General features: G+C 60.9%; 13 protein-coding genes. 6 read left to right on the top strand and 7 right to left on the bottom strand.

Going from position 1 to position 18734, the window contains the following annotated elements; translation table 11 throughout:
- Positions 1-12: 12 nt before the first annotated feature.
- From ABH912_RS11440 to pvdM, 4 genes are all read right to left on the bottom strand, one after another.
- The gene (locus ABH912_RS11440) at positions 13-1662 is read right to left on the bottom strand and encodes a cyclic peptide export ABC transporter (RefSeq protein ID WP_033061147.1); all 1650 of its coding nucleotides are present in this window, start codon (positions 1660-1662) and stop codon (positions 13-15) included.
- A 105-nt stretch (positions 1663-1767) separates the two neighbouring features.
- The gene (locus ABH912_RS11435; RefSeq protein ID WP_429510699.1) at positions 1768-2646 is read right to left on the bottom strand and encodes a formylglycine-generating enzyme family protein; all 879 of its coding nucleotides are present in this window, start codon (positions 2644-2646) and stop codon (positions 1768-1770) included.
- A 145-nt stretch (positions 2647-2791) separates the two neighbouring features.
- The gene (locus ABH912_RS11430) at positions 2792-4072 is read right to left on the bottom strand and encodes an aminotransferase class V-fold PLP-dependent enzyme (RefSeq protein ID WP_033061144.1); all 1281 of its coding nucleotides are present in this window, start codon (positions 4070-4072) and stop codon (positions 2792-2794) included.
- Positions 4073-4102: 30 nt separating this feature from the next.
- Positions 4103-5452: a pyoverdine-tailoring dipeptidase-like protein PvdM gene (gene pvdM, locus ABH912_RS11425; protein WP_033061142.1), complete on the bottom strand. Its 1350-nt coding sequence runs from the start codon at positions 5450-5452 to the stop codon at positions 4103-4105.
- Positions 5453-5719: 267 nt separating this feature from the next.
- Between pvdM and ABH912_RS11420 the strand changes: the two genes are divergently transcribed.
- The gene (locus ABH912_RS11420) at positions 5720-7339 is read left to right on the top strand and encodes a hypothetical protein (RefSeq protein ID WP_033061140.1); all 1620 of its coding nucleotides are present in this window, start codon (positions 5720-5722) and stop codon (positions 7337-7339) included.
- A gap of 113 nt (positions 7340-7452) precedes the next feature.
- On the opposite strand, the gene ABH912_RS11415 is transcribed toward ABH912_RS11420, so the two are convergent.
- From ABH912_RS11415 to ABH912_RS11405, 3 genes are read right to left on the bottom strand one after another with little or no spacing between them, the layout of a single operon-like run.
- Positions 7453-8847, bottom strand: coding sequence for an efflux transporter outer membrane subunit (locus ABH912_RS11415; RefSeq protein ID WP_033061139.1), 1395 nt, complete (start codon positions 8845-8847; stop codon positions 7453-7455).
- A gap of 7 nt (positions 8848-8854) precedes the next feature.
- Positions 8855-10828, bottom strand: coding sequence for a MacB family efflux pump subunit (locus ABH912_RS11410; protein ID WP_429510698.1), 1974 nt, complete (start codon positions 10826-10828; stop codon positions 8855-8857).
- Positions 10829-12001, bottom strand: coding sequence for an efflux RND transporter periplasmic adaptor subunit (locus ABH912_RS11405; RefSeq protein ID WP_429510697.1), 1173 nt, complete (start codon positions 11999-12001; stop codon positions 10829-10831). It lies immediately after the preceding gene.
- A gap of 292 nt (positions 12002-12293) precedes the next feature.
- On the opposite strand from ABH912_RS11405, the gene ABH912_RS11400 reads away from it, so the two are divergent.
- The 5 genes from ABH912_RS11400 to ABH912_RS11380 all read left to right on the top strand — a co-directional run bounded on the left by ABH912_RS11400 (position 12294) and on the right by ABH912_RS11380 (position 18725).
- A complete protein-coding gene (locus tag ABH912_RS11400) occupies positions 12294-12776 on the top strand; it encodes a sigma-70 family RNA polymerase sigma factor (RefSeq protein WP_429510696.1) in 483 nt (160 codons plus the stop codon).
- Positions 12777-12921: 145 nt separating this feature from the next.
- On the top strand, positions 12922-14259 hold the full coding sequence (locus ABH912_RS11395; RefSeq protein WP_033061133.1) for a lysine N(6)-hydroxylase/L-ornithine N(5)-oxygenase family protein: 1338 nt from the start codon (positions 12922-12924) through the stop codon (positions 14257-14259).
- A 520-nt stretch (positions 14260-14779) separates the two neighbouring features.
- Positions 14780-17482: a magnesium-translocating P-type ATPase gene (mgtA, locus tag ABH912_RS11390; protein WP_429510695.1), complete on the top strand. Its 2703-nt coding sequence runs from the start codon at positions 14780-14782 to the stop codon at positions 17480-17482.
- 94 nt (positions 17483-17576) lie between these two features.
- A complete protein-coding gene (locus tag ABH912_RS11385; protein WP_429510694.1) occupies positions 17577-17990 on the top strand; it encodes a response regulator in 414 nt (137 codons plus the stop codon).
- Between the two features lie 108 nt (positions 17991-18098).
- The gene (locus ABH912_RS11380) at positions 18099-18725 is read left to right on the top strand and encodes a response regulator transcription factor (protein WP_033061130.1); all 627 of its coding nucleotides are present in this window, start codon (positions 18099-18101) and stop codon (positions 18723-18725) included.
- The last annotated feature ends 9 nt before the right edge of the window (positions 18726-18734 follow it).

The following is an 18734-nucleotide window of genomic DNA, read 5'->3' as shown; positions in this document are numbered from 1 at the left end:
TGTGTTCAGCGATCAGGCGGGAGCGAACTCAGTGACGACCCGTCCGCTTTCCATGCGCACCAGTTGGTCCGCCACGTCGAAGTAACGGTCATCGTGGGAGATCACGATGATGGTCTTGCCCAGACGCTTAAGGTCCGGCAGCAGCTCGGTATAGAAAATCCGGCGGAAGGTCGGGTCCTGGTCGGCCGCCCATTCATCGAACACCAGCACCGGACGTTCCTCCAGCCACGCATTGACCAGGGCCAGGCGTTTGCGCTGGCCGGTGGAGAGGTCGGTGGTGGTGAAGTTGCCGTCCTTGACGCTGACCTTGTGCGCGATCTCCAGCCGTTGCAGGTATTTGTTGGCGTCTTCGGGGATGTGCGTATCACCCTGGACCACGTCGTCGAACAGGTAATAGTCGGCAAAAATCGTGGTGAACAACTGGCGATAGTCATCGCGGTTGGCGGCGTCGATCACTTCGCCATTGACGTGGATTGCACCCTGCTGCGGCGTGTACAGGCCCAGCAGCAGTTTGATCAGCGTGGTCTTGCCGCAACCGTTCTCGCCGACAATAAAGGTGATGTCGCCTTGCTTGATCGTCAGGTTCACCGGCCCGAGCTGGAAGGGCGCAGCACCTTCGGCAGCGGGGAAGCTGAAACGTACATCGGCCAGTTTCAGTTCGTGCACCGCTTGTTTGACGTTGCCTTTATCGCTGAGCAGCAGATGTGGTTCCGGGGTGGAAAATTGCTCCGACAGTTCGGCGATGCGGCGGAAGGCGATCTGCGCGCGGCTGACAATCGGCAAGGTGCTGATCAAATGCTCCAGCGGGCCTTTCATATAAAGCAGCACCAGCACGAAGCCGCTCATCACGGTTTTGTCGGCGCTCGGCCAGAAGGTTTGCAAGGCCAGGGCCAGGCCGATGACCACGAAGAACAGCATCGAACCAAACGTCTTGGCGATCACGAAAGTGTTGATGGAACGCACCTGGGTGTTGCAGATGAACTCGGCCGTAGCCTTGATGCCCGAGACGAACATGCGCTGGCGGCGTGGACGATGAATGCGCAGTTCCTTGGCGCCTTCGGCAATCGCGTTGTAGTGCTTTTGCAGTTCATCTTCGGCCTCTCGTGCGGCCATGAAACCCTGAACACCTTTGCTCTGGGCGTAGGCCTGAATCGCCGTGCCGATCAGAATGGCGGCGACCATGATCAGGAACATCGGCCACGACAGAATGGCCAGGTAGCCCATGCAACCGAGGGTCACGGTGACGGAAATGGCCAGCGGCGCGAAGGCGAAGGCGAAGTCGCTGATGGTGTCGACGTCGTGGGTCAGTACCGGGATCAGGCGGTGGCTGCGATAGCGTTCGATCTGCTCGATCGGGGCCGACAGGACTTTCTCGCCCAGCTGTTTACGCAGCTTGGCGATGATGTGCTGGCCGACGTAGTTGGTGCCGATGTCCGAGCAGATCGAACTGGCCAGCGCCAGCAGGCACAGGCCGGCGAACAGGGCGACGACGCCTTGGGTCAGGCCGGTGTCCGAATGCAGGGCGTTGTTGATGGTCGCCAGCAATACCGTGACGCTCAGGCCGCCGACCATGCCCAGGAAAATGGACGCGGCGACGATGAGCCGAAAGGGTTTCAACAGGGCGAACAATTCGCCGATGGCGCCACGGGTAGGCTGGGTCATGGAAGACAGTTCCTTGGGTCGTGAAGGCAGATACCCAGTAGAACGTCTGGTGGAAGGCTTAATTTAGCCGGCCGCCGACTGGCGGCGACCGGTTGGGGTGACGGCTTACAGGTCGCGCACGATGCGGAACCCCATCCAGTCGCCACGCTCTTGCGGGTACTGGCTGTTGCGGTTGCCGGAGCGCGAGAACACCGGCGCTTCACCCCAGTCGTTGCCACGAATCCGTACGGCTTCGCATTTGGGCTCGACCCAGGCGCTGCCATCAGTGGGCGCACCGACGTAATCAGGGTGTTCGCAGTCCTCGACCCATTCGTAAACGTTGCCGTGCATGTCGTACAGGCCGAAGGCGTTCGGCGGGTAGCTGCCCACTGGTGAGCTGTAGCTGTAACCGTCCGCCGGGCCATAGGTGTTGGCGTGTTTGCTGATGCTGTATTCCTTGCCCACATCGAACGGGAAGGGGAACGGCCCTTTGCTGCCGCCGCGCGCGGCATATTCGCGTTGGGCTTCGCTGACCATGTGGTACGTCTGCCCGGTTTTTTTCGACAGCCAGGCGACGTAGTTTTTCACGTCGTCGAAGTTCATGCACACCGCCGGCTGACGCGGGCTTTGCGGATAGCGCGGCTTGCTGGCGACGCACTCGCGACCCGGCCGGGTGTCGCCGTTGGCGATGGTCACGCCACTCTCGCGCACGTAGCTGTCCCATTCACCGGCGGTGACCTGGAAGCGGCTCATGGCGAACGGTTTGGCAAAGGTCACGTCATGCATCGGACCTTCATCGGGTTCGCGACCGACTTCATCGTCCGGGGTGCCCATGGTGAAGGTGCCGGCGGGCAGCACGACCATTTCCGGGCAGTCCCGACAGTCTTTGAACACCTTGCCCGGTTGCGTCGTTGCCGCGGCTTGCGCGGCAGCCGGCAGCAGGCCAGCGAGGAGGGCGGACAAGGCGAGTGCCTTGAACGGCAGTGTTAGTGGATTACTGTTCATGAGGTGTCTCGTTCAAAGAAAAAACTGGAGTCTTGTAAGGTCCAATGTAGGAGTGAGCCTGCTCGCGATAGCGGTGTATCAGGCGAAGTCGATGTCGACTGATACACCGCTATCGCGAGCAGGCTCGCTCCTACAGGGTTCTGCGTTAGGCGATCTTGCTCAGCAAGGCCATGAAGCGGTCGATCTGCTCTTCAGTGTTGAGCAGGCCAGGGGCGATGCGGATCACCGGGCCGACGTCACGGTCCACCGAGTCGCAGACCACGCGGTTCTCCATCAACTGGACGGCGACTTTTTCGCAGTCGCGATCCTTGATCCGGAAGAAGGTAAAACCAGCCGACAGGTCCGGGCTCTTTGGCGTCACCAGTTCGATCTGCGGGTGCTCCAGCAAGCGGTTTTTCGCATAGGTATTGAGCGCGTGGATGCGCGCCTGGACCTCGGCCTTGCCCAGGTCCAGGTGCAGCTTGAAGGCTTCGTTCAGGGCCCAGCGATGTTCGAAGCTGTGATAGCCGCCGGGGGTCATGATGGTCGAGAAGGTGGTGGCTTCGGAGAATGTCGGGATGGTCGGCGTCACGTCCTTGAGTTCGGCCGAACGCGCGCAAATGATCCCGGTACCGCGCGGGCCGAACATCCATTTGTGGGTGCCGGCAATGAAGAAATCGCAGTGCATGTCGGGGAAGTCGAGGTCCTCGACGCCGAAGCCGTGGACGCCGTCAACCACATACAGGATGCGGTCCTTTTCTGCGCGGTTGCGGTTCTGTTCGTCCACCAGTTTGCCGATCTCGCCGATTGGCAGTTTCACGCCGCTGCCCGATTGCACCCACGTCATGCCGAGCACTCGGGTTTCGGGGCGAATGCCTTTGGCAATCGAGCCCAGCACTTCGTCCACGGAAATGCTGTGACTGTGCTCGAACAGCTTGAGCTTGCGAACCTTGACCCCGTCCTTTTGCTGGCGGTAAGCCAAGGCATAGTTCGTCGCGTAATGTTCGTGTTCGCTGGTGAGAATTTCCTGATCGGGGCGCACATGAATGCCGCCGTAGATCAGTGAAAGGCCTTCGGTGGTGCTGCCGGTGAGGGCGATTTGCTCGGGCTTGGCCTTGAGGTAGCGACCGGCCCAGATGCGTACTTCCTGCTCGCGTTTTTCGGTTTCCCCCAGGTCCCAATCCATGGCCCGGCCGGGGTTGCGGTCGAGGTTGGCGCGGTGCATGTCGATCGCTTCACGCACCGGTCTTGGGTGTGAGGTCACCAGAAAGTTGGCGAAGTGCAGGTAATCCGGGTCCTGATTGAACATCTGGCGTAGTTGCGCCCACTTATCCTTCGGCAGCGGCGCCGGATTGGCGGCCAGCGCCGGCAGGTTCACGGCTGCGCCCAAGGGCAGGCCGGCCGCGAGAATACCGGCCTGCTTGAGGAATGAACGACGGTTGGTCATGAGCTCGGTTCGCTTCTGCAAAAGAGAGAATCAGTTTTTCGCCACAGGTTTGGAAGACTTCTGCACCTGGTCCCAGACCCGCAGGAAGTTGCCGCCCCAGAGTTTGGCGATATCGGCTTCGCTGTAGCCGCGACTGATCAGCTCGGCCGTCACGTTGCGGGCCTCGCTGACGTCTTTCCAGCCGTCCAGACCGCCGCCGTCGTTGAAGTCGGAACTGATGCCGACGTGGTCGATGCCGATTTTCTTCACCGCGTAGTCGATCGCGTCGCCGTAGTCCTTGAGTGTGGCCTTGGGTTCCTCGTCGACGATGGCATAGAGCTGACTGGCGTACTCGCCGAAGCGTTGCTCGGACCAGACGGTGATCACCGGGTCGCCCGGCATCAGCGCCATCTCCAGACCTTGCAACGGTTGCAGGTCGAAGCGTGCGCGCAGGGCGTTGAGTTTGTCCTGGGTGGCCTGGCTCAGCGGGCGGATGTAGGTCGGGAAGCCGACAATCTGCACCACGCCGCCGCTGTTCTTGATCAGCTGCATTTCCTGATCGCTGAGGTTGCGCGGGATGTCTACCAACCCTCGCGGCGCCGAGTGGGACGCGACCATCGGCGCACGGCTCAACTGGGCGACTTGCTCCAGCGCCTTGGTCGACATCTGAGAAACGTCGATGATCACGCCGAGGTCGTTGAGTCGGTGCACGGCCTGCTTGCCGATCTCCGAGAGGCCGCCGAGGGCGTCGCGGGAATCGTTGAAAAACGGCAACGGCCGGGACGAATCAGCCCAGGCGTTGTTGCCCACGTAGCTGAAGCCGAACATGCGCATGCCGCGCGCCGCCCACTTGTCCAAAGCGTTGAGGTCGTTGCCCAGCGGATAGGCGTTGAGCATGCTCATGAAGATCGCGAACTTGCCTTCGCCGTGCAGGCGGCGGAAATCGTCGGGGGTGTAGGCGATGGCGACCTGATTGGGGAAGTCGCGAACCAGGGTGCTGATGATTTTGTAGCGGGTTTCCTGCTCGAACCGTGCTTCGTCGACGAAACCGGCGGTGGGGCGGTGCGGGGCGTTGGCGCCGTTCCAGATTTCCGGCCAGCCGAAAATCGTCAGCGCCGCGCCGGACAGGCGTCCGCGCCCGGTCTTGACCAGGTCGAACTGCCCGGTGCCATCCTTGTCCGCTTCATTGCCGGCGGTGCCGAAGTCCAACGGGACGGTGACGTGGCTGTCGAAGGAGAGGATTCGCTCGTGCAGTTCATCGGCCTGTTTCATCACCTTGACCGGGTAACCGGGATTGTCCTTGAACCCGTAATCCCAGACCGCAAAGCCTGCACCGGCGCTGATCGCCAGGGCCAGCGGCAGGCCGATGTAAAGAGCCTTTTTCGAACGTGGTTTTGTCATTGCCGTCTCAGTCAGGTTCGCCGTTGGGGGCAGGCGCAGGGGCCTTTGCTATCTGGGAAGAACGAGTGGCCCAGTTAGAAATTTAGTGGGGTAGATGGCCTCTTCGCGGGCAAGCCTCGCTCCTACAGGTGTTGTGTCGTACCCAAATCATGCGGTAACCACAAAACCTGTAGGAGCGAGGCTTGCCCGCGAAGCTCTTAAATTTCCAGACTCAACAAACGTTCTAGCTTGGATAAAGCCTGCTTCATGGCTGACACAGGTAGGGCAATGACGATTTCTCGACGATGGTTCATGGCAGGCCTGGCGCTGACCGGTGCCGCCGTGCCTGCGGCTTTTTATGGGCATCGTGAATGGACCAAACCGGATCCGACGATCACCCCCGGCGAAGCTTCATTCGATGTGGCGGATGTTGCCGGCCAGCACTTGGCGAACACCTTGCGCGGTGTCTGGCAGATTCGTTTCGAAGGTCATGACGCCGGCATCGAAGGCCTGCCACGGGACGGGCTGGAGGTGTTTCTCGACATCGGCCACAAAGGTCGCGGCTTGAGCGGGTTCCTCGACACCGCCGAGCGTTTGCGTTCGAGCGAAACGCCGCGTTACCGAGTGCTCGGCGACCTGGCCGGCGCGAAACCGGCGCAGTTGAGCTGGCGACTGCTCAGCGCCAGTGGCACAGCGGATTATGAATTCAGCCTGTTGCTGGACGAAGTCTGGGCCGGTTTCGGCAATGCTGGCAGCGGCACCCTCAGTGGTCGGGTGGTGAATCTGGACCGTCCGCTGATGTTGACGGCGCAGGACAACCGCTTCATTGCCGTCAAGCGTGTGTTCCCCGAAGCCCGAGAGCGCACCGGTCTCAATCCGTCGTTGCTGGCCTGGCTGGTGTCGCCTGAACATCGGCTGTTTCACCAGCTCTGGCATGCCTCCCGGGACAAATGGCACACCCTGTCCGAAGACAAGCGCGGTGCCCTGCGTGGCATTGGCTGGCAGCCTGGTCCGCGAGACAAGGAGCGTGATGCCCGTGGCGCGCGCAAGGATCGTAACGGCTCGGGCGTGGACTTTTTCTTCATGCACCGGCACATGCTCGGCAAGGCGCGCTCCCTGCAGGACTTGCCATCCTGGCAACACTTCCCATTGCCGCAGCCGGAACTGGCGCGTGATCGCGTTGGTTTCGCCCATTATTTTGACAACCATGACGGCACCGCGCTGCCGCCGACCTGGCTGGCTGACGACGATGCCGAGTACTCGCAATGGGTCAGTGACATCAAGACCGCCGAGACCTACCACAGCAATTTCCAGGTCTGGGAATCGCAGTACCGCGATCCGCGTTACCTGTCGAAATTGACCTTGGGTCAGTTTGGTTCAGAGGTCGAATTGGGGCTGCACGACTGGCTGCACATGCGCTGGGCTTCGGTCCCGCGTGATCCGTCCAACGGTCATCCCGTGCCGTTTGCCCGGGATCCGGCGGACTTTTCCGCGCGCTGGTATGCGCCGGAAAACGACTTTCTCGGCGACCCGTTTTCGTCTCATGTAAACCCGGTGTTCTGGCATTTCCATGGCTGGATCGATGATCGACTGGAAGACTGGTTCCGTGCGCACGAGCGCTTTCATCCGGGGGAGGTCAGTCGGCTTGAGGTCAATGGCGTGGCGTGGTTTGCGCCTGGGCGTTGGGTCGAGATCGACGACCCGTGGCTCGGCCCTAGCACCCATGGTTGCAGCACCACGCCTGGGTTGCAGACCGGCAAATCGGTGGAAATGGACCCGGAAACCATGAAGCTGGCGTTGCGGATTACCTTTGGTGATGACGGGAAGAAACTGGCGGATCTGTTCCGCAAGGTGCCGCAACGGCCTTGGTATGCAAGGCATTTGAAGGCTAAACCGATTACGAGTTAAACCGGGAGACCGCGTTATCGTTCTTCGCGGGCAAGCCTCGCTCCTACAGGGGCATCATTCATACCTGTAGGAGCGAGGCTTGCCCGCGAAGAGGCCCTTAATGACAAAGAAAATTATAAAACCTGCCACCCGCCGCCGAGCGCTTTGTACAGCGCAATACTCGCCTGCAACCGCGACAACCGCAGTTGCACATTCAGATCCTGCGCCGCATACAGGGTACGCTGTGTCTCCAGCACCGTGAGCAAATCCTCGGCCCCGGCCTGATAACGGCTTTGCGCAATGTTGAAGGCCGTCTGCGCCTGGTTCAGCTCTTCACCTTGCCACTGCCGCTGTTCGTCCAGTCCGCGAATGCTGTTCAACGCTTTTTCCACATCGGCGAAGCCATTGATGATCGCCCCGCGATACGTCTCCAGCAGTTCTTCCTGACGGGCCGTGGCTTTGTCACGCTCGGCGCTCAGGCGACCATTGTTGAAGACCGGCGCGAGCAGTCCGGCGGTGAGGTTGTAGAAGGGATTGCGCAGGACGTCGGCGGCGCGGTCGGCACCAGAGCCGATTTCTGCGCTGAGGGTCACCGCCGGCAACAGGGCGGCGCGGGCGACGGTGACGTCGGCTTGTGCGGCGGCCAATTGCGCTTCGGCGCGGGCGATGTCCGGGCGACGGCTGATCAGCTCGCTGGGCAGGCCAGCGCCAATGGTTGGCCATGACAGTTGATCAAAGCGCTCCTGACCCAAAGACAACTCCTGCACCGGCCGGCCGAGCAGGGCGGCCAGGCTGATCTGTGCGTCCTGAGCCTGTTGCTGCACCAGCGGTAATTGTCGCTGTTGCGCGGCGACGAGACTCTTCTGCTGCGCCAGTTCCAACGCCGTCGCCGAGCCTGAGTCAAAACGCGTCTGCACCAGTTTCAAAACATTCTGCGCGTTCGTCAGATTCAGCGCTGCGATGCGACTTTGCTCACGCAACGACAAGCTTTGCGCGTAGCTGTTGGCCACGCCGCTGAGCAGCGTCAACTCCACTGTCGCCTGATCGAATTCGCTGGCCTGCAAGCCGAATTGCGCACTGTCGCGGGAAGCGCGTTGGCCGCCCCAGAAGTCGACTTCGTAAGTGGCGGTGAGGTTGGCGTTAAAGTAATCGACGGCCTTGTTATCGCCGTCGGCATCAAGCTGGCTGTAGCCGTTGCCGCGCAACAGTTTCTGCCGATTGGCGTTCAGGCCGGCCTTGACCTCCGGCAGCAGCGAGCCGCCGGCAATCACGGTGTCGGCTTGCGCTTGGCGCACCCGAGCGATGGAGGCGGCCAGGTCGTAACTGCCGACCCGCGCCTGTTCGATCAACTGATCAAGCTGCGGGCTGCCGAACTGCGTCCACCATTGCAGGTGGCTGCGAGTAGCGCTTTGAGTGTGTGGCGATTGCCAGGCGGCGGGCGGCTGGAGGCCGCTGTCCGGGCGCTGGGCGGGACTGCCGCAGGCACCGAGCAACAGGCAGAGGGTCAGCAGGCTGAGTGGCGGCTTCATAGATCGATCATTCACTGGTAAGGGCCGTGACCGGGTCGAGTCGGGCAGCTTTGCGGGCCGGCATGAAGCCGAAGACAACACCGGTGACCAGGGCGCAGCCGAAGGCGCCGAGTACCGCTATCAAGGAGTACGCGACGGCGACTTCGCTGAGGATCAGCACGCCGCCGACGATCAGTGCAAGGGCGATCCCGGCAAGCCCGCCGACCACCGAGAGCATCACCGCTTCGGTGAGGAACTGGCGCAGGATGTCGCGTTGACGGGCGCCGGTGGCCATGCGGATACCGATCTCGCGGGTGCGTTCGCGCACGGTCATGAGCATGATGTTCATCACACCGATGCCGCCCACCAGCAATGAAATCGCGGCAATCGAGCCGAGCATCAGCGACAGGGTATTTTGCGTGCGTGCCTCGGCCTGGATCATCGCCGCGTTGTTGGTCAGTTCGAAATCCTTCTTGCCGTTGTGCAGGCGCAGCATCAACTGTTCGATGGCTTTTTCAGTCTCCTTGACCTTGCGCGCATCGGCGGCGGCGATGGCCACGTATTCGGGGTTGTGGGTGCCAAACAACCGCACACTCGCAGCGGAGTAGGGGATAGCGATGCGGTCGTCGCTGTCGGAATCGCCGGAGCTGGCGCCTTTTTCCGCGAGTACGCCGACCACCTGGAACGGCACGTTCTCGATCAGGATGTATTGGCCGATCGGGTTGGCGACGTCCTTGAGCAACTTGGTCCGCACCTTGTGGCCGATTACCGCGACTGCCGCCGCGTTGCGTTCATCGTCCTGGGTGAAATAGCTGCCTTCCACCACCGGCCAGTTGAAGATCGCCGGGAAGTTGGTGTCGTTGCCGCCGACGTAGCTCAAGTGGTCGAGATTGCCGAAACGCACCCCGGCCTCCTGGCCGTTGACTGGCATGATCCGTGTCACTTGTGGCAGGCTTCCCACCGCCGCGACGTCATCCAGGGTGACTATGCCCAGCGGCGTACGCGGGTTTGGCGACGAGCCACTGAGGTAAATGATGTTGGAGCCGAACGCGCCCATTTGCGCCATGACCTGGCGCTTGCTGCCTTCACCGACGGCCAGCATGACCACCACCGACGCCACGCCGATAATGATTCCGAGCAACGTCAGTGCGGTTCGAAAGCGGTTGATCCACATCACCCGCCATGCGGCTTGCACCGCATCGACCAGTTCGCCTTTCCAGGCCCCGGTGGCTTCGGCGCCTTCGGTCAGGCGCTTGCGTAAGTCCACCGCTTGCAGCGCGCCAGGGTTGGCCGAGGACTGTGCTTCGGGATTGTCCTGGGCGCTGTCGCTGATGATCAGTCCGTCGCGAATTTCGATGATGCGTTTGGCCCGGGCCGCGACTTCGCGGTCGTGGGTGATGAGGATCACCACGTGGCCCTGGCTCGCCAGTTCGTCGAGCAGGGTCATGACCTCGGCACCGCTGTGGCTGTCGAGGGCGCCGGTGGGTTCGTCGGCGAGGATGATGTGGCCGCCGTTCATCAAGGCGCGGGCGATCGACACTCGTTGTTGCTGGCCGCCGGAGAGCTGGTGCGGACGGTTGCCGGTGCGCGAGGCCAGGCCGAGGCGATCGAGCAGGGCGGCGGCGCGGGCGTGGCGTTCGGTGGCCGGCAAGCCTGCGTAGATGGCCGGCATCTCGACGTTTTCCTGGGCCGAACCGGACGGGATCAGGTGATAACCCTGGAACACAAAGCCGAAGGCTTCGCGGCGCAGCCAGGCCAGTTCGTCGCTGTCGAGTGCGGCGACGTTTTCCCCGGCGAAGCGATATTCGCCTGAGGTCGGACGGTCAAGGCAGCCGAGGATGTTCATCAGCGTCGACTTGCCGGAGCCGGAGGCACCGACGATCGCCACGAACTCCCCGGCATGGATCGACAGGTCGATACCGCGCAACACGTGGACTTCCGGTGAATCGCCGCCGCCGTAGGCTTTGCGGATGTCGTGCAGGTCGATCAGGGGCGTCAGCATTCAGCCGCCACTCCCATCAGTCGGGCCGATCAGCAGGTGATCGCCTTCCTGCAAGCCGTCGAGGATCTGCACCCGCAGGCGATCGCTGATGCCGGTGCGCACGTCACGCGGCTCGATGCGGCCGTTTTTGGCGACGACTTGCGCGGTCTGATTGTCCGCTCCAGTGCCGGCTTGCAGGGCTGCGATAGGTGCGGTGAGGACGTTTTTCGCCTGCTCGGCGACGAAGAAGACTTGCGTGGTCATTTCCGCCATCAGCGCGTTGTCGGCGTTGTCGACGTCGAGCAGTACGGTGTACAGCACCACGCGAGCGCTGCCGCTTTTGCTCGAACTGGCCGGGCTGCCGCCACCCTGGCTGGTCTGGTCCAGCGGCTTGGGCGGCACCGGCAGAATCTGTCGCACCGTGCTGTTCCAGCGACGGTTGCCGCCGCTGAGGGTGGTGAACCAGGCCGTCATGCCGGGTTTGACGTGACCGATGTCGGCTTCCGACACCTCGGCCCAGACGGTCATCGGCGACAACTTGGCGATGCGCAGAATCAGGGGCGTTTGTTGCTGGGCGTTGAGGGTCTGGCCTTCCCGGGCGTCAAGTGCGACGACGGTTCCGCTCATGGGCGCATAGATGCGGGTGTAACCCAGTTCCGCCTGATCACTGCGCAGGCTGGCCTGGGCCTGGCGGATCTGCGCCTGGAACATGTCGATGCGGGCCTGGGTGGCACGCAGTTCGGCCTCGGCGGTCTGCACGTCTTCTTCGCGGGTGGCGCCACCGGCCTTGAGGTTTTGCTGACGCTGGAATTTCTGCCGGGCGAGGTCGTGCTGCGCCCGTTGCTCCTGCAGCTGCGCCTTGAGGTTTTCGATGGAGAAACGCCCGGCGTCGAGTTTGGCCTGTTGCGTGGACGGATCGATCTCCACCAGCAACTGGCCTTCCTTCACCCCATCGCCGACTTCCACGTGGATCTTGTGGATCTGCCCGGACGCCTGGGCACCGACGTCGACATAACGTCGAGGTTGCAGGGTGCCCAAGGCCGTGACGCTGCTTTCGATGTCGGCGCGGGTGACCTGAACGGTGGCGAACTGGTCGCGGCCGGGCGGGATGATCTGCCAGGCGGCCATGGCGATAACGGGGATCAGGCAAAGTGCTACAAGCAGGGCGCGTCGGGTCTGTCGGGGACGTTTCATGCAGGGTTCCGGCCTATGAATATCGGCCCGTCGTTCAAAGGGACGGGGAGCTGTCCTGTAAACGATGAAAGTGGCGGGGAATTTAGCCGGGGACATATGGCGCAACACAGGTGAAGGGGGGGGCAGGTACTCGAGCAGGACTATTTGTCGGGCAAGGTGAAGCAATACTTTAAATCTATATGAGAATTACTATAAATTACGCACCTTGAACTGCCACTATCGTGCCACTGCCTGTTTCGGCGGTTGCCGGTCTGGCTCAAGGACAGAAACCGCACCCCTGCGGTCGGGAGTCATGTTGGAAAACTACTATCGCGAGCTGGTGTGTTTTTTGAACGCCAGGCTGGGCAACCGTCAGGTGGCCGAGGATGTGGTGCATGACGCTTATCTGCGGGTATTGGAGCGCTCCAGCGACACGCCGATCGAGCAGCCTCGGGCGTTTCTGTATCGCACCGCGCTCAACCTGGTGATCGACGACCATCGGCGCAATGCCCTGCGCCAGGTCGAATCGCTGGAAGTGCTCGACAACGAAGAGCGCTACTTCACCCCATCCCCTCATCACAGCCTCGATCACGGTCAACGCCTGGAAATGCTCCAGCGCGCATTGGCGGAATTGCCACGGCTGTGCCGCGAGAGTTTCCTGCTGCGCAAGATCGATGGCCTGTCGCACCCAGAGATCGCCGAACACCTGGGCATTTCCCGGGCCCTGGTGGAGAAACACATCGTCAATGCGATGAAGCATTGCCGGGTGCGGATGCGGCAATGGGATGCGCACTGATCCGACCCGATCAATCAAGCTGCATTAAATTTTTTTTCATTGTCCTCGTTCCCTTCAACAGACGATCTGCTGTCCTGCTCAAGGCCGGTCAGGTCACTTAGGCTTACTCCCGCTGCTTCGGGGGTTCATCCAGAGGACACTGGAAATGACACAGGCAATTGCATCGCCCATCGTTCACGACCTGATCGGCGTCGGTTTCGGCCCTTCGAACCTGGCGCTGGCCATCGCTCTGCAAGAGCGCGGGCCGAGTCAGGGCGAGCTGGATGTTCTGTTTCTCGACAAGCAGGCCGACTACCGCTGGCACGGCAACACCCTGGTGACCCAGAGCGAGTTGCAGATTTCCTTCCTCAAGGACCTGGTGACCCTGCGCAACCCGACCAGCCCGTACTCCTTCGTCAACTACCTCAAGCACCACGGTCGTCTGGTGGACTTCATCAACCTGGGCACCTTTTATCCGTGCCGCATGGAGTACAACGATTACCTGCGTTGGGTCGCCGGGCAATTCGAAGCGCAGAGCCGCTACGGCGAAGAAGTGCTGACCATCGAACCGGTGCTGCACAATCAACAGGTCGAAGCGCTGCGGGTGATCTCGCGCGATACCCACGGTCAGCAGCACGTTCGCACCGCCCGTTCGGTGGTGGTCAGTGCCGGCGGCACACCGCGTATTCCCGAAGCGTTCAAGGCGCTCAAGGGGGACAGCCGGGTGTTCCACCACTCCCAGTACCTGGCGCAGATGGCCAAGCAGCCGTGCGTGAACAACCAGCCGATGAGCATCGCGATCATCGGTGGCGGGCAGAGTGCGGCGGAAGCGTTCATCGATTTGAACGACAGCTTCCCGTCGGTGCAGGTGGACATGATCCTGCGGGGCTCGGCCCTGAAGCCGGCGGACGATAGCCCGTTCGTCAACGAAGTGTTCTCGCCGGAGTTCACTGATCTGGTGTTCCAGCAGGCGAGCAGCGAGCGCGAGCGTCTGGTCAACGAGTACCACAACACCAACTATTCGGTGGTGGACATCGACCTGATCGAGCGCATCTACGGCATCTTCTATCGCCAAAAAGTCTCGGGCATCGCGCGCCATGCATTCCGTACCCTGACCACTATCGAAAAAGCCACCGCCACCGAGCGCGGCATCGAGTTGGCCGTGCGCAACAACGCCACGGGTGAAGTCAGCGTCCGTCATTACGACGCCGTGGTGTTGGCCACCGGTTACGAGCGTCAGATGCACCGCAAGCTGCTGGCGCCGCTGGAGCAGTACCTGGGCGATTTCGAGGTCGACCGTAATTACAAACTGATCACCGACGAGCGCTGCAAGGCCGGCATCTATATGCAGGGCTTCTGCCAGGCCAGCCATGGCTTGAGCGACACGCTGTTGTCGATCCTGCCGATTCGCGCTGATGAAATTGCCGGTTCGTTGTATGACCATGGCAAGGCTCGTGGGCATGGTCGGTCGGTGATGGATTTACTGTTGGCGACTGCCAGCTAATTTGCGGAGTTTGTAAGGCCGTCATCGCGAGCAGGCTCGCTCCCACAGTGGATCTTCAGTGAACACAGATTTTGTGTATGACAGAGACCAAAGGTGGGAGCGAGCCTGCTCGGGATAGAGCCCTCACAGGCACCACAAATGTTGAAAGCTGAACCCTTCCTGAAGAACCCCGCGATTCCCCCGTCACACGCCTTTGCTTCGTTTACTCTGCAGAAATCGGGGCGTAAGCTTTGCGCGTTTTCAATCAATAGCGGAGACCCACAGTGGGTACTTGTTCGAGTGACAGTAGTCGGCCGGTTTCGATAACCGGCACCTTCCCGGCAAGATAACGCGCCACTGTTTGTGCCGTTGTCTCGCCGAAAAGCGAGCAGCGGCATCCCGATCGCGGCCAGTCCTGGTCCGTGTCCCGACGTCCCTCTCATCGACGCTGAACCGTGCGTGATGTTCGACTTTGTGTCGTCATCGCGGCGTATCGACACGCCTGCTCGACGGTTTCCCGGCTGACCCTGGGGGAACTGCCATGAACCTGACCCTGCTCAAAGAATTCTTCGCCGGATTCCTGCGCACGCGCCACATCGCCCGACACTTCCGTCGCCTGGCGCTGCTGGAAAACTTCACCGACACCACGGTCAGCCGCGAGGTGCCGCCCACCCTGGCGCAAACCCTGGTGAGCGCTGCCAACAGCGACACCGGCCAACTGCTGAACAACCTCGGCAGCCACACCGATGGCTTGAGTGAACTCGAAGCCGATGCACTGCGCGTGCAGTACGGCCTCAACGAAGTCGAGCACGAACAGCCGTTGCCGTGGTGGACACACTTGTGGCACTGCTACAAAAACCCGTTCAACCTGCTGCTGACCTTGCTCGCGGTCATCTCCTGGCTGACCGAAGACATGAAAGCCGCCATCGTGATTTTCTCCATGGTGGTGCTCTCGACCTTGCTGCGCTTCTGGCAGGAAACCAAATCCAACCAGGCCGCCGACGCGCTCAAAGCGATGGTCAGCAACACCGCCACGGTATTGCGCCGGGATGCGCAACGTACCGAACTGCCGATCAAGCAACTGGTGCCAGGCGACCTGATCGTGCTCTCGGCCGGCGACATGATTCCTGCCGATTGCCGGGTGATCGGCGCCAAGGATTTGTTCGTCAGCCAGGCCGCGATGACCGGCGAATCGATGCCGGTGGAAAAATTCCGTCGTCAGCAGGACAGTGACACTCGCAACCCGCTGGACCTGGACAACATTCTGTTCATGGGCACCAACGTGGTGTCCGGCACGGCCATGGCGGTGATTCTCACCACCGGCAACAACACCTATTTCGGTGCACTCGCCCAGCGGGTTGGCGCTACGGATCGCGCACCCACCTCGTTCCAGACCGGGGTCAACAAAGTCAGCTGGCTGCTCATCCGGTTCATGTTCGTGATGGCGCCGTTGGTGCTGTTCATCAACGGCTTCACCAAGGGCGACTGGACCGAAGCACTGCTGTTTGCGCTGTCGATTGCCGTGGGCCTGACCCCGGAAATGTTGCCGATGATCGTCACCTCCACCCTGGCCAAGGGCGCGGTGTTCCTGTCGCGTAAAAAAGTCATCGTCAAACGCCTCGACGCGATCCAGAACTTTGGCGCCATGGACGTGCTGTGCACCGACAAGACCGGCACCCTGACTCAGGACAAGATCTTCCTGGCGCGCAATGTCGATGTCTGGGGCAACGATTCCGATGACGTTCTGGAAATGGCCTACCTCAACAGCTACTACCAGACCGGCCTGAAAAACCTGCTGGACGTGGCGGTGCTCGAACACGTGGAAATCCACCGTGAACTGAAAGTCGGCACCGCGTTTCGCAAGGTCGACGAGATCCCGTTCGACTTCACCCGTCGGCGGATGTCGGTGGTGGTCGCCGAGCGTGATCATTCGCACCTGCTGATCTGCAAAGGCGCGGTGGAAGAAGTGCTGGCGGTGTGCACGCGGGTGCGTCACGGCGAGGTCGATGAAGCGCTGAGCGATGAATTGCTGGCGCGGATTCGTCAGGTCACTGCCACGTTCAATGCCGAAGGCTTGCGCGTGGTAGCGGTTGCAGCGCGGCCGATAATTGAAGGGCGCGATACCTACAGCCTGGCGGATGAACAGGCGCTGACGCTGATCGGTTACGTGGCGTTTCTCGACCCACCCAAGGAAAGCACCGCACCAGCCCTCAAGGCATTGGCCGCTCACGGCGTGGCCGTAAAAGTGCTGACCGGCGACAACGAATTGGTGACCGCGAAGATTTGCCGCGAAGTCGGCCTGGAGCAACAAGGCCTGCTGATGGGCAACGACATCGAGCGCATGAGCGACGCCGAACTGGCGGTAGCGGTGGAGACCACCAACGTCTTCGCCAAACTCACCCCGTCGCACAAGGAACGCATCGTGCGTTTGCTCAAGGGCAACGGCCATGTGGTCGGTTTCATGGGCGATGGCATCAACGACGCGCCCGCGCTGCGCACCGCCGACATCGGCATTTCGGTGGACAGCGCCGTCGACATCGCCAAGGAAGCGGCGGACATCATCCTGCTGGAGAAAAGCCTGATGGTGCTGGAGGAGGGCGTGCTGGAAGGGCGTCGGACCTTCGCCAACATGCTCAAGTACATCAAAATGACCGCCAGCTCGAACTTCGGCAACGTGTTCTCGGTGCTGGTGGCCAGTGCGTTCATCCCGTTCCTGCCAATGCTGCCGATGCACCTGCTGGTGCAGAACCTGCTCTATGACATTTCGCAGATCGCCATCCCGTTCGATAACGTCGACGAGGACATGCTGAAAACACCACAACGCTGGCAGCCTGCGGACGTCGGGCGTTTCATGCTGTTTTTCGGACCGATCAGCTCGATCTTCGACATCACCACGTTTGCCTTGATGTGGTACGTCTTCGACGCCAATACCCCGGACCATCAAACCCTGTTCCAGTCCGGCTGGTTCGTGGTCGGGCTGCTGACCCAAACGCTGATCGTGCACATGATCCGCACGCCGAAAATCCCGTTCCTGCAAAGCCGCGCAGCGATGCCGCTGATGGTGATGACTGGAATCATCATGGCTGTCGGCATCTTCCTGCCGATGGGACCGCTGGCGCACTACTTCAAATTACAGGCGCTGCCGTCACTGTACTTCGTGTTCCTGCCGGTGATTCTGCTGGCATACATGGCGCTGACTCAGGCGGTGAAAGGGTTCTATATCCGCCGGTTTGGCTGGCAATAAAGCGTGCATATTTAGGAAAAGTCCTACAGAAAGCTCGACGGGTCTTCCGTAGCCTTGCGCCCTCACGAATCTGACACTCTCCTGGGGGCCCACGTTGTCGAACAAAGCCTTACGTATCCTGATCGCCGACGAGTTGCATTTTCACCGCATGAAGGTCGAGCGACTGTTCAATCAACTCGACTACTACCGGATAGCACCGGTACACAGCCTTGAAGAGCTGTTGACCCTGATCGAATACGGTTGCGAGCCATTTGATCTGGTGGTCATCAACGCCTCGCTGGCGGGCGGGGCGTTGAACCTGTTCGATTTTTTCCTTGATAACCAACAGGTTCATCACGCCTTGATCTATGACGGTCAGCAGGCGCAACTGCCGCCCATTCCTGCGTGTGTTCAACAGACGGTTGAGGTGAGCCACGCAATGCTGCCTGATCAGGCGTGCATTCAGCGGCTGATGGCGATCATCGACCCTCGTCTACCGTTCGTCGGCACTGTCATTTCTGTCAGGTAGTTGCGCCCGGTTTTCCATGCAAGAGTCTTTGCGCAGTCGCTGCGTTCAACCGGGGCGGGCTCATGGGCATTGATTGCTCAATCGTCGTGTTTTTTGCAGGGAGTTGCCATGAAGTCAGTGCTGATTGTGGACGATCATCCGGTGGTTCGCGCCGCAGTCAAAATCGTACTGGTGCAGGAGGGTTTCAAGCGAGTACACGAAGCGGCGAGTGGTAGTGAGGTTTTGCCGAAGATCCGCGAACACAAGCCTGATCTGGTGGTACTGGACCTGGTGATGCCCTCGCTCGACGGGCTGGATGTACTGGCGCGGATCAAGACCAGTGGGGTGCCCTGCCGAGTACTGGTCTTCACGTCCCAGGAACCCATGTTTTATCAGGATCGTTGCATGCACGCCGGCGCCGCAGGCTATGTCGCCAAGTCCAATGACCTGCAGCACTTGCACAGAGCCGTGCACGCCGTGATGGCCGGTTACACCTATTTCGCCCAGCTACCCTCGGCGTCGGTGTCGCTGAACTCGATACAACTGAGTGAAAAACAGATGATCGATAAACTTTCCGACCGGGAACTGACGATCTTTCAGCATCTGGCCCGGGGCATCAGTAACAAGGCGATCGCTGAAGTCATGCACTTGAGTCACAAGACCGTCAGCACCTACAAGACCCGTCTGGTTGGAAAACTCAACGTGGAATCAGCGGTGTACCTGAGGGATTTTGCCAAGCGTAATCATCTGATCTGAGTGAGCCCG

The sequence above is a fragment of the Pseudomonas sp. BT76 TE3572 genome, from assembly GCF_050435365.1.
Taxonomy (GTDB): domain Bacteria; phylum Pseudomonadota; class Gammaproteobacteria; order Pseudomonadales; family Pseudomonadaceae; genus Aquipseudomonas; species Aquipseudomonas fluorescens_W.
The sequence above is the reverse complement of the archived record's forward strand: the minus strand, read 5'-3'. Positions and strand labels throughout refer to the sequence as shown.

Coding starts and splice junctions, on each gene's coding strand:
- ABH912_RS11410 (WP_429510698.1), bottom strand. CDS start 10,828: ATGCTGACGCCCCTGATCGACCTGCACGACATCCGCAAAGCCTACGGC.
- ABH912_RS11435 (WP_429510699.1), bottom strand. CDS start 2,646: ATGAACAGTAATCCACTAACACTGCCGTTCAAGGCACTCGCCTTGTCC.
- ABH912_RS11380 (WP_033061130.1), top strand. CDS start 18,099: ATGAAGTCAGTGCTGATTGTGGACGATCATCCGGTGGTTCGCGCCGCA.
- pvdM (WP_033061142.1), bottom strand. CDS start 5,452: ATGACAAAACCACGTTCGAAAAAGGCTCTTTACATCGGCCTGCCGCTG.
- ABH912_RS11400 (WP_429510696.1), top strand. CDS start 12,294: ATGTTGGAAAACTACTATCGCGAGCTGGTGTGTTTTTTGAACGCCAGG.
- mgtA (WP_429510695.1), top strand. CDS start 14,780: ATGAACCTGACCCTGCTCAAAGAATTCTTCGCCGGATTCCTGCGCACG.
- ABH912_RS11430 (WP_033061144.1), bottom strand. CDS start 4,072: ATGACCAACCGTCGTTCATTCCTCAAGCAGGCCGGTATTCTCGCGGCC.
- ABH912_RS11420 (WP_033061140.1), top strand. CDS start 5,720: ATGACGATTTCTCGACGATGGTTCATGGCAGGCCTGGCGCTGACCGGT.
- ABH912_RS11415 (WP_033061139.1), bottom strand. CDS start 8,847: ATGAAGCCGCCACTCAGCCTGCTGACCCTCTGCCTGTTGCTCGGTGCC.
- ABH912_RS11440 (WP_033061147.1), bottom strand. CDS start 1,662: ATGACCCAGCCTACCCGTGGCGCCATCGGCGAATTGTTCGCCCTGTTG.
- ABH912_RS11405 (WP_429510697.1), bottom strand. CDS start 12,001: ATGAAACGTCCCCGACAGACCCGACGCGCCCTGCTTGTAGCACTTTGC.
- ABH912_RS11395 (WP_033061133.1), top strand. CDS start 12,922: ATGACACAGGCAATTGCATCGCCCATCGTTCACGACCTGATCGGCGTC.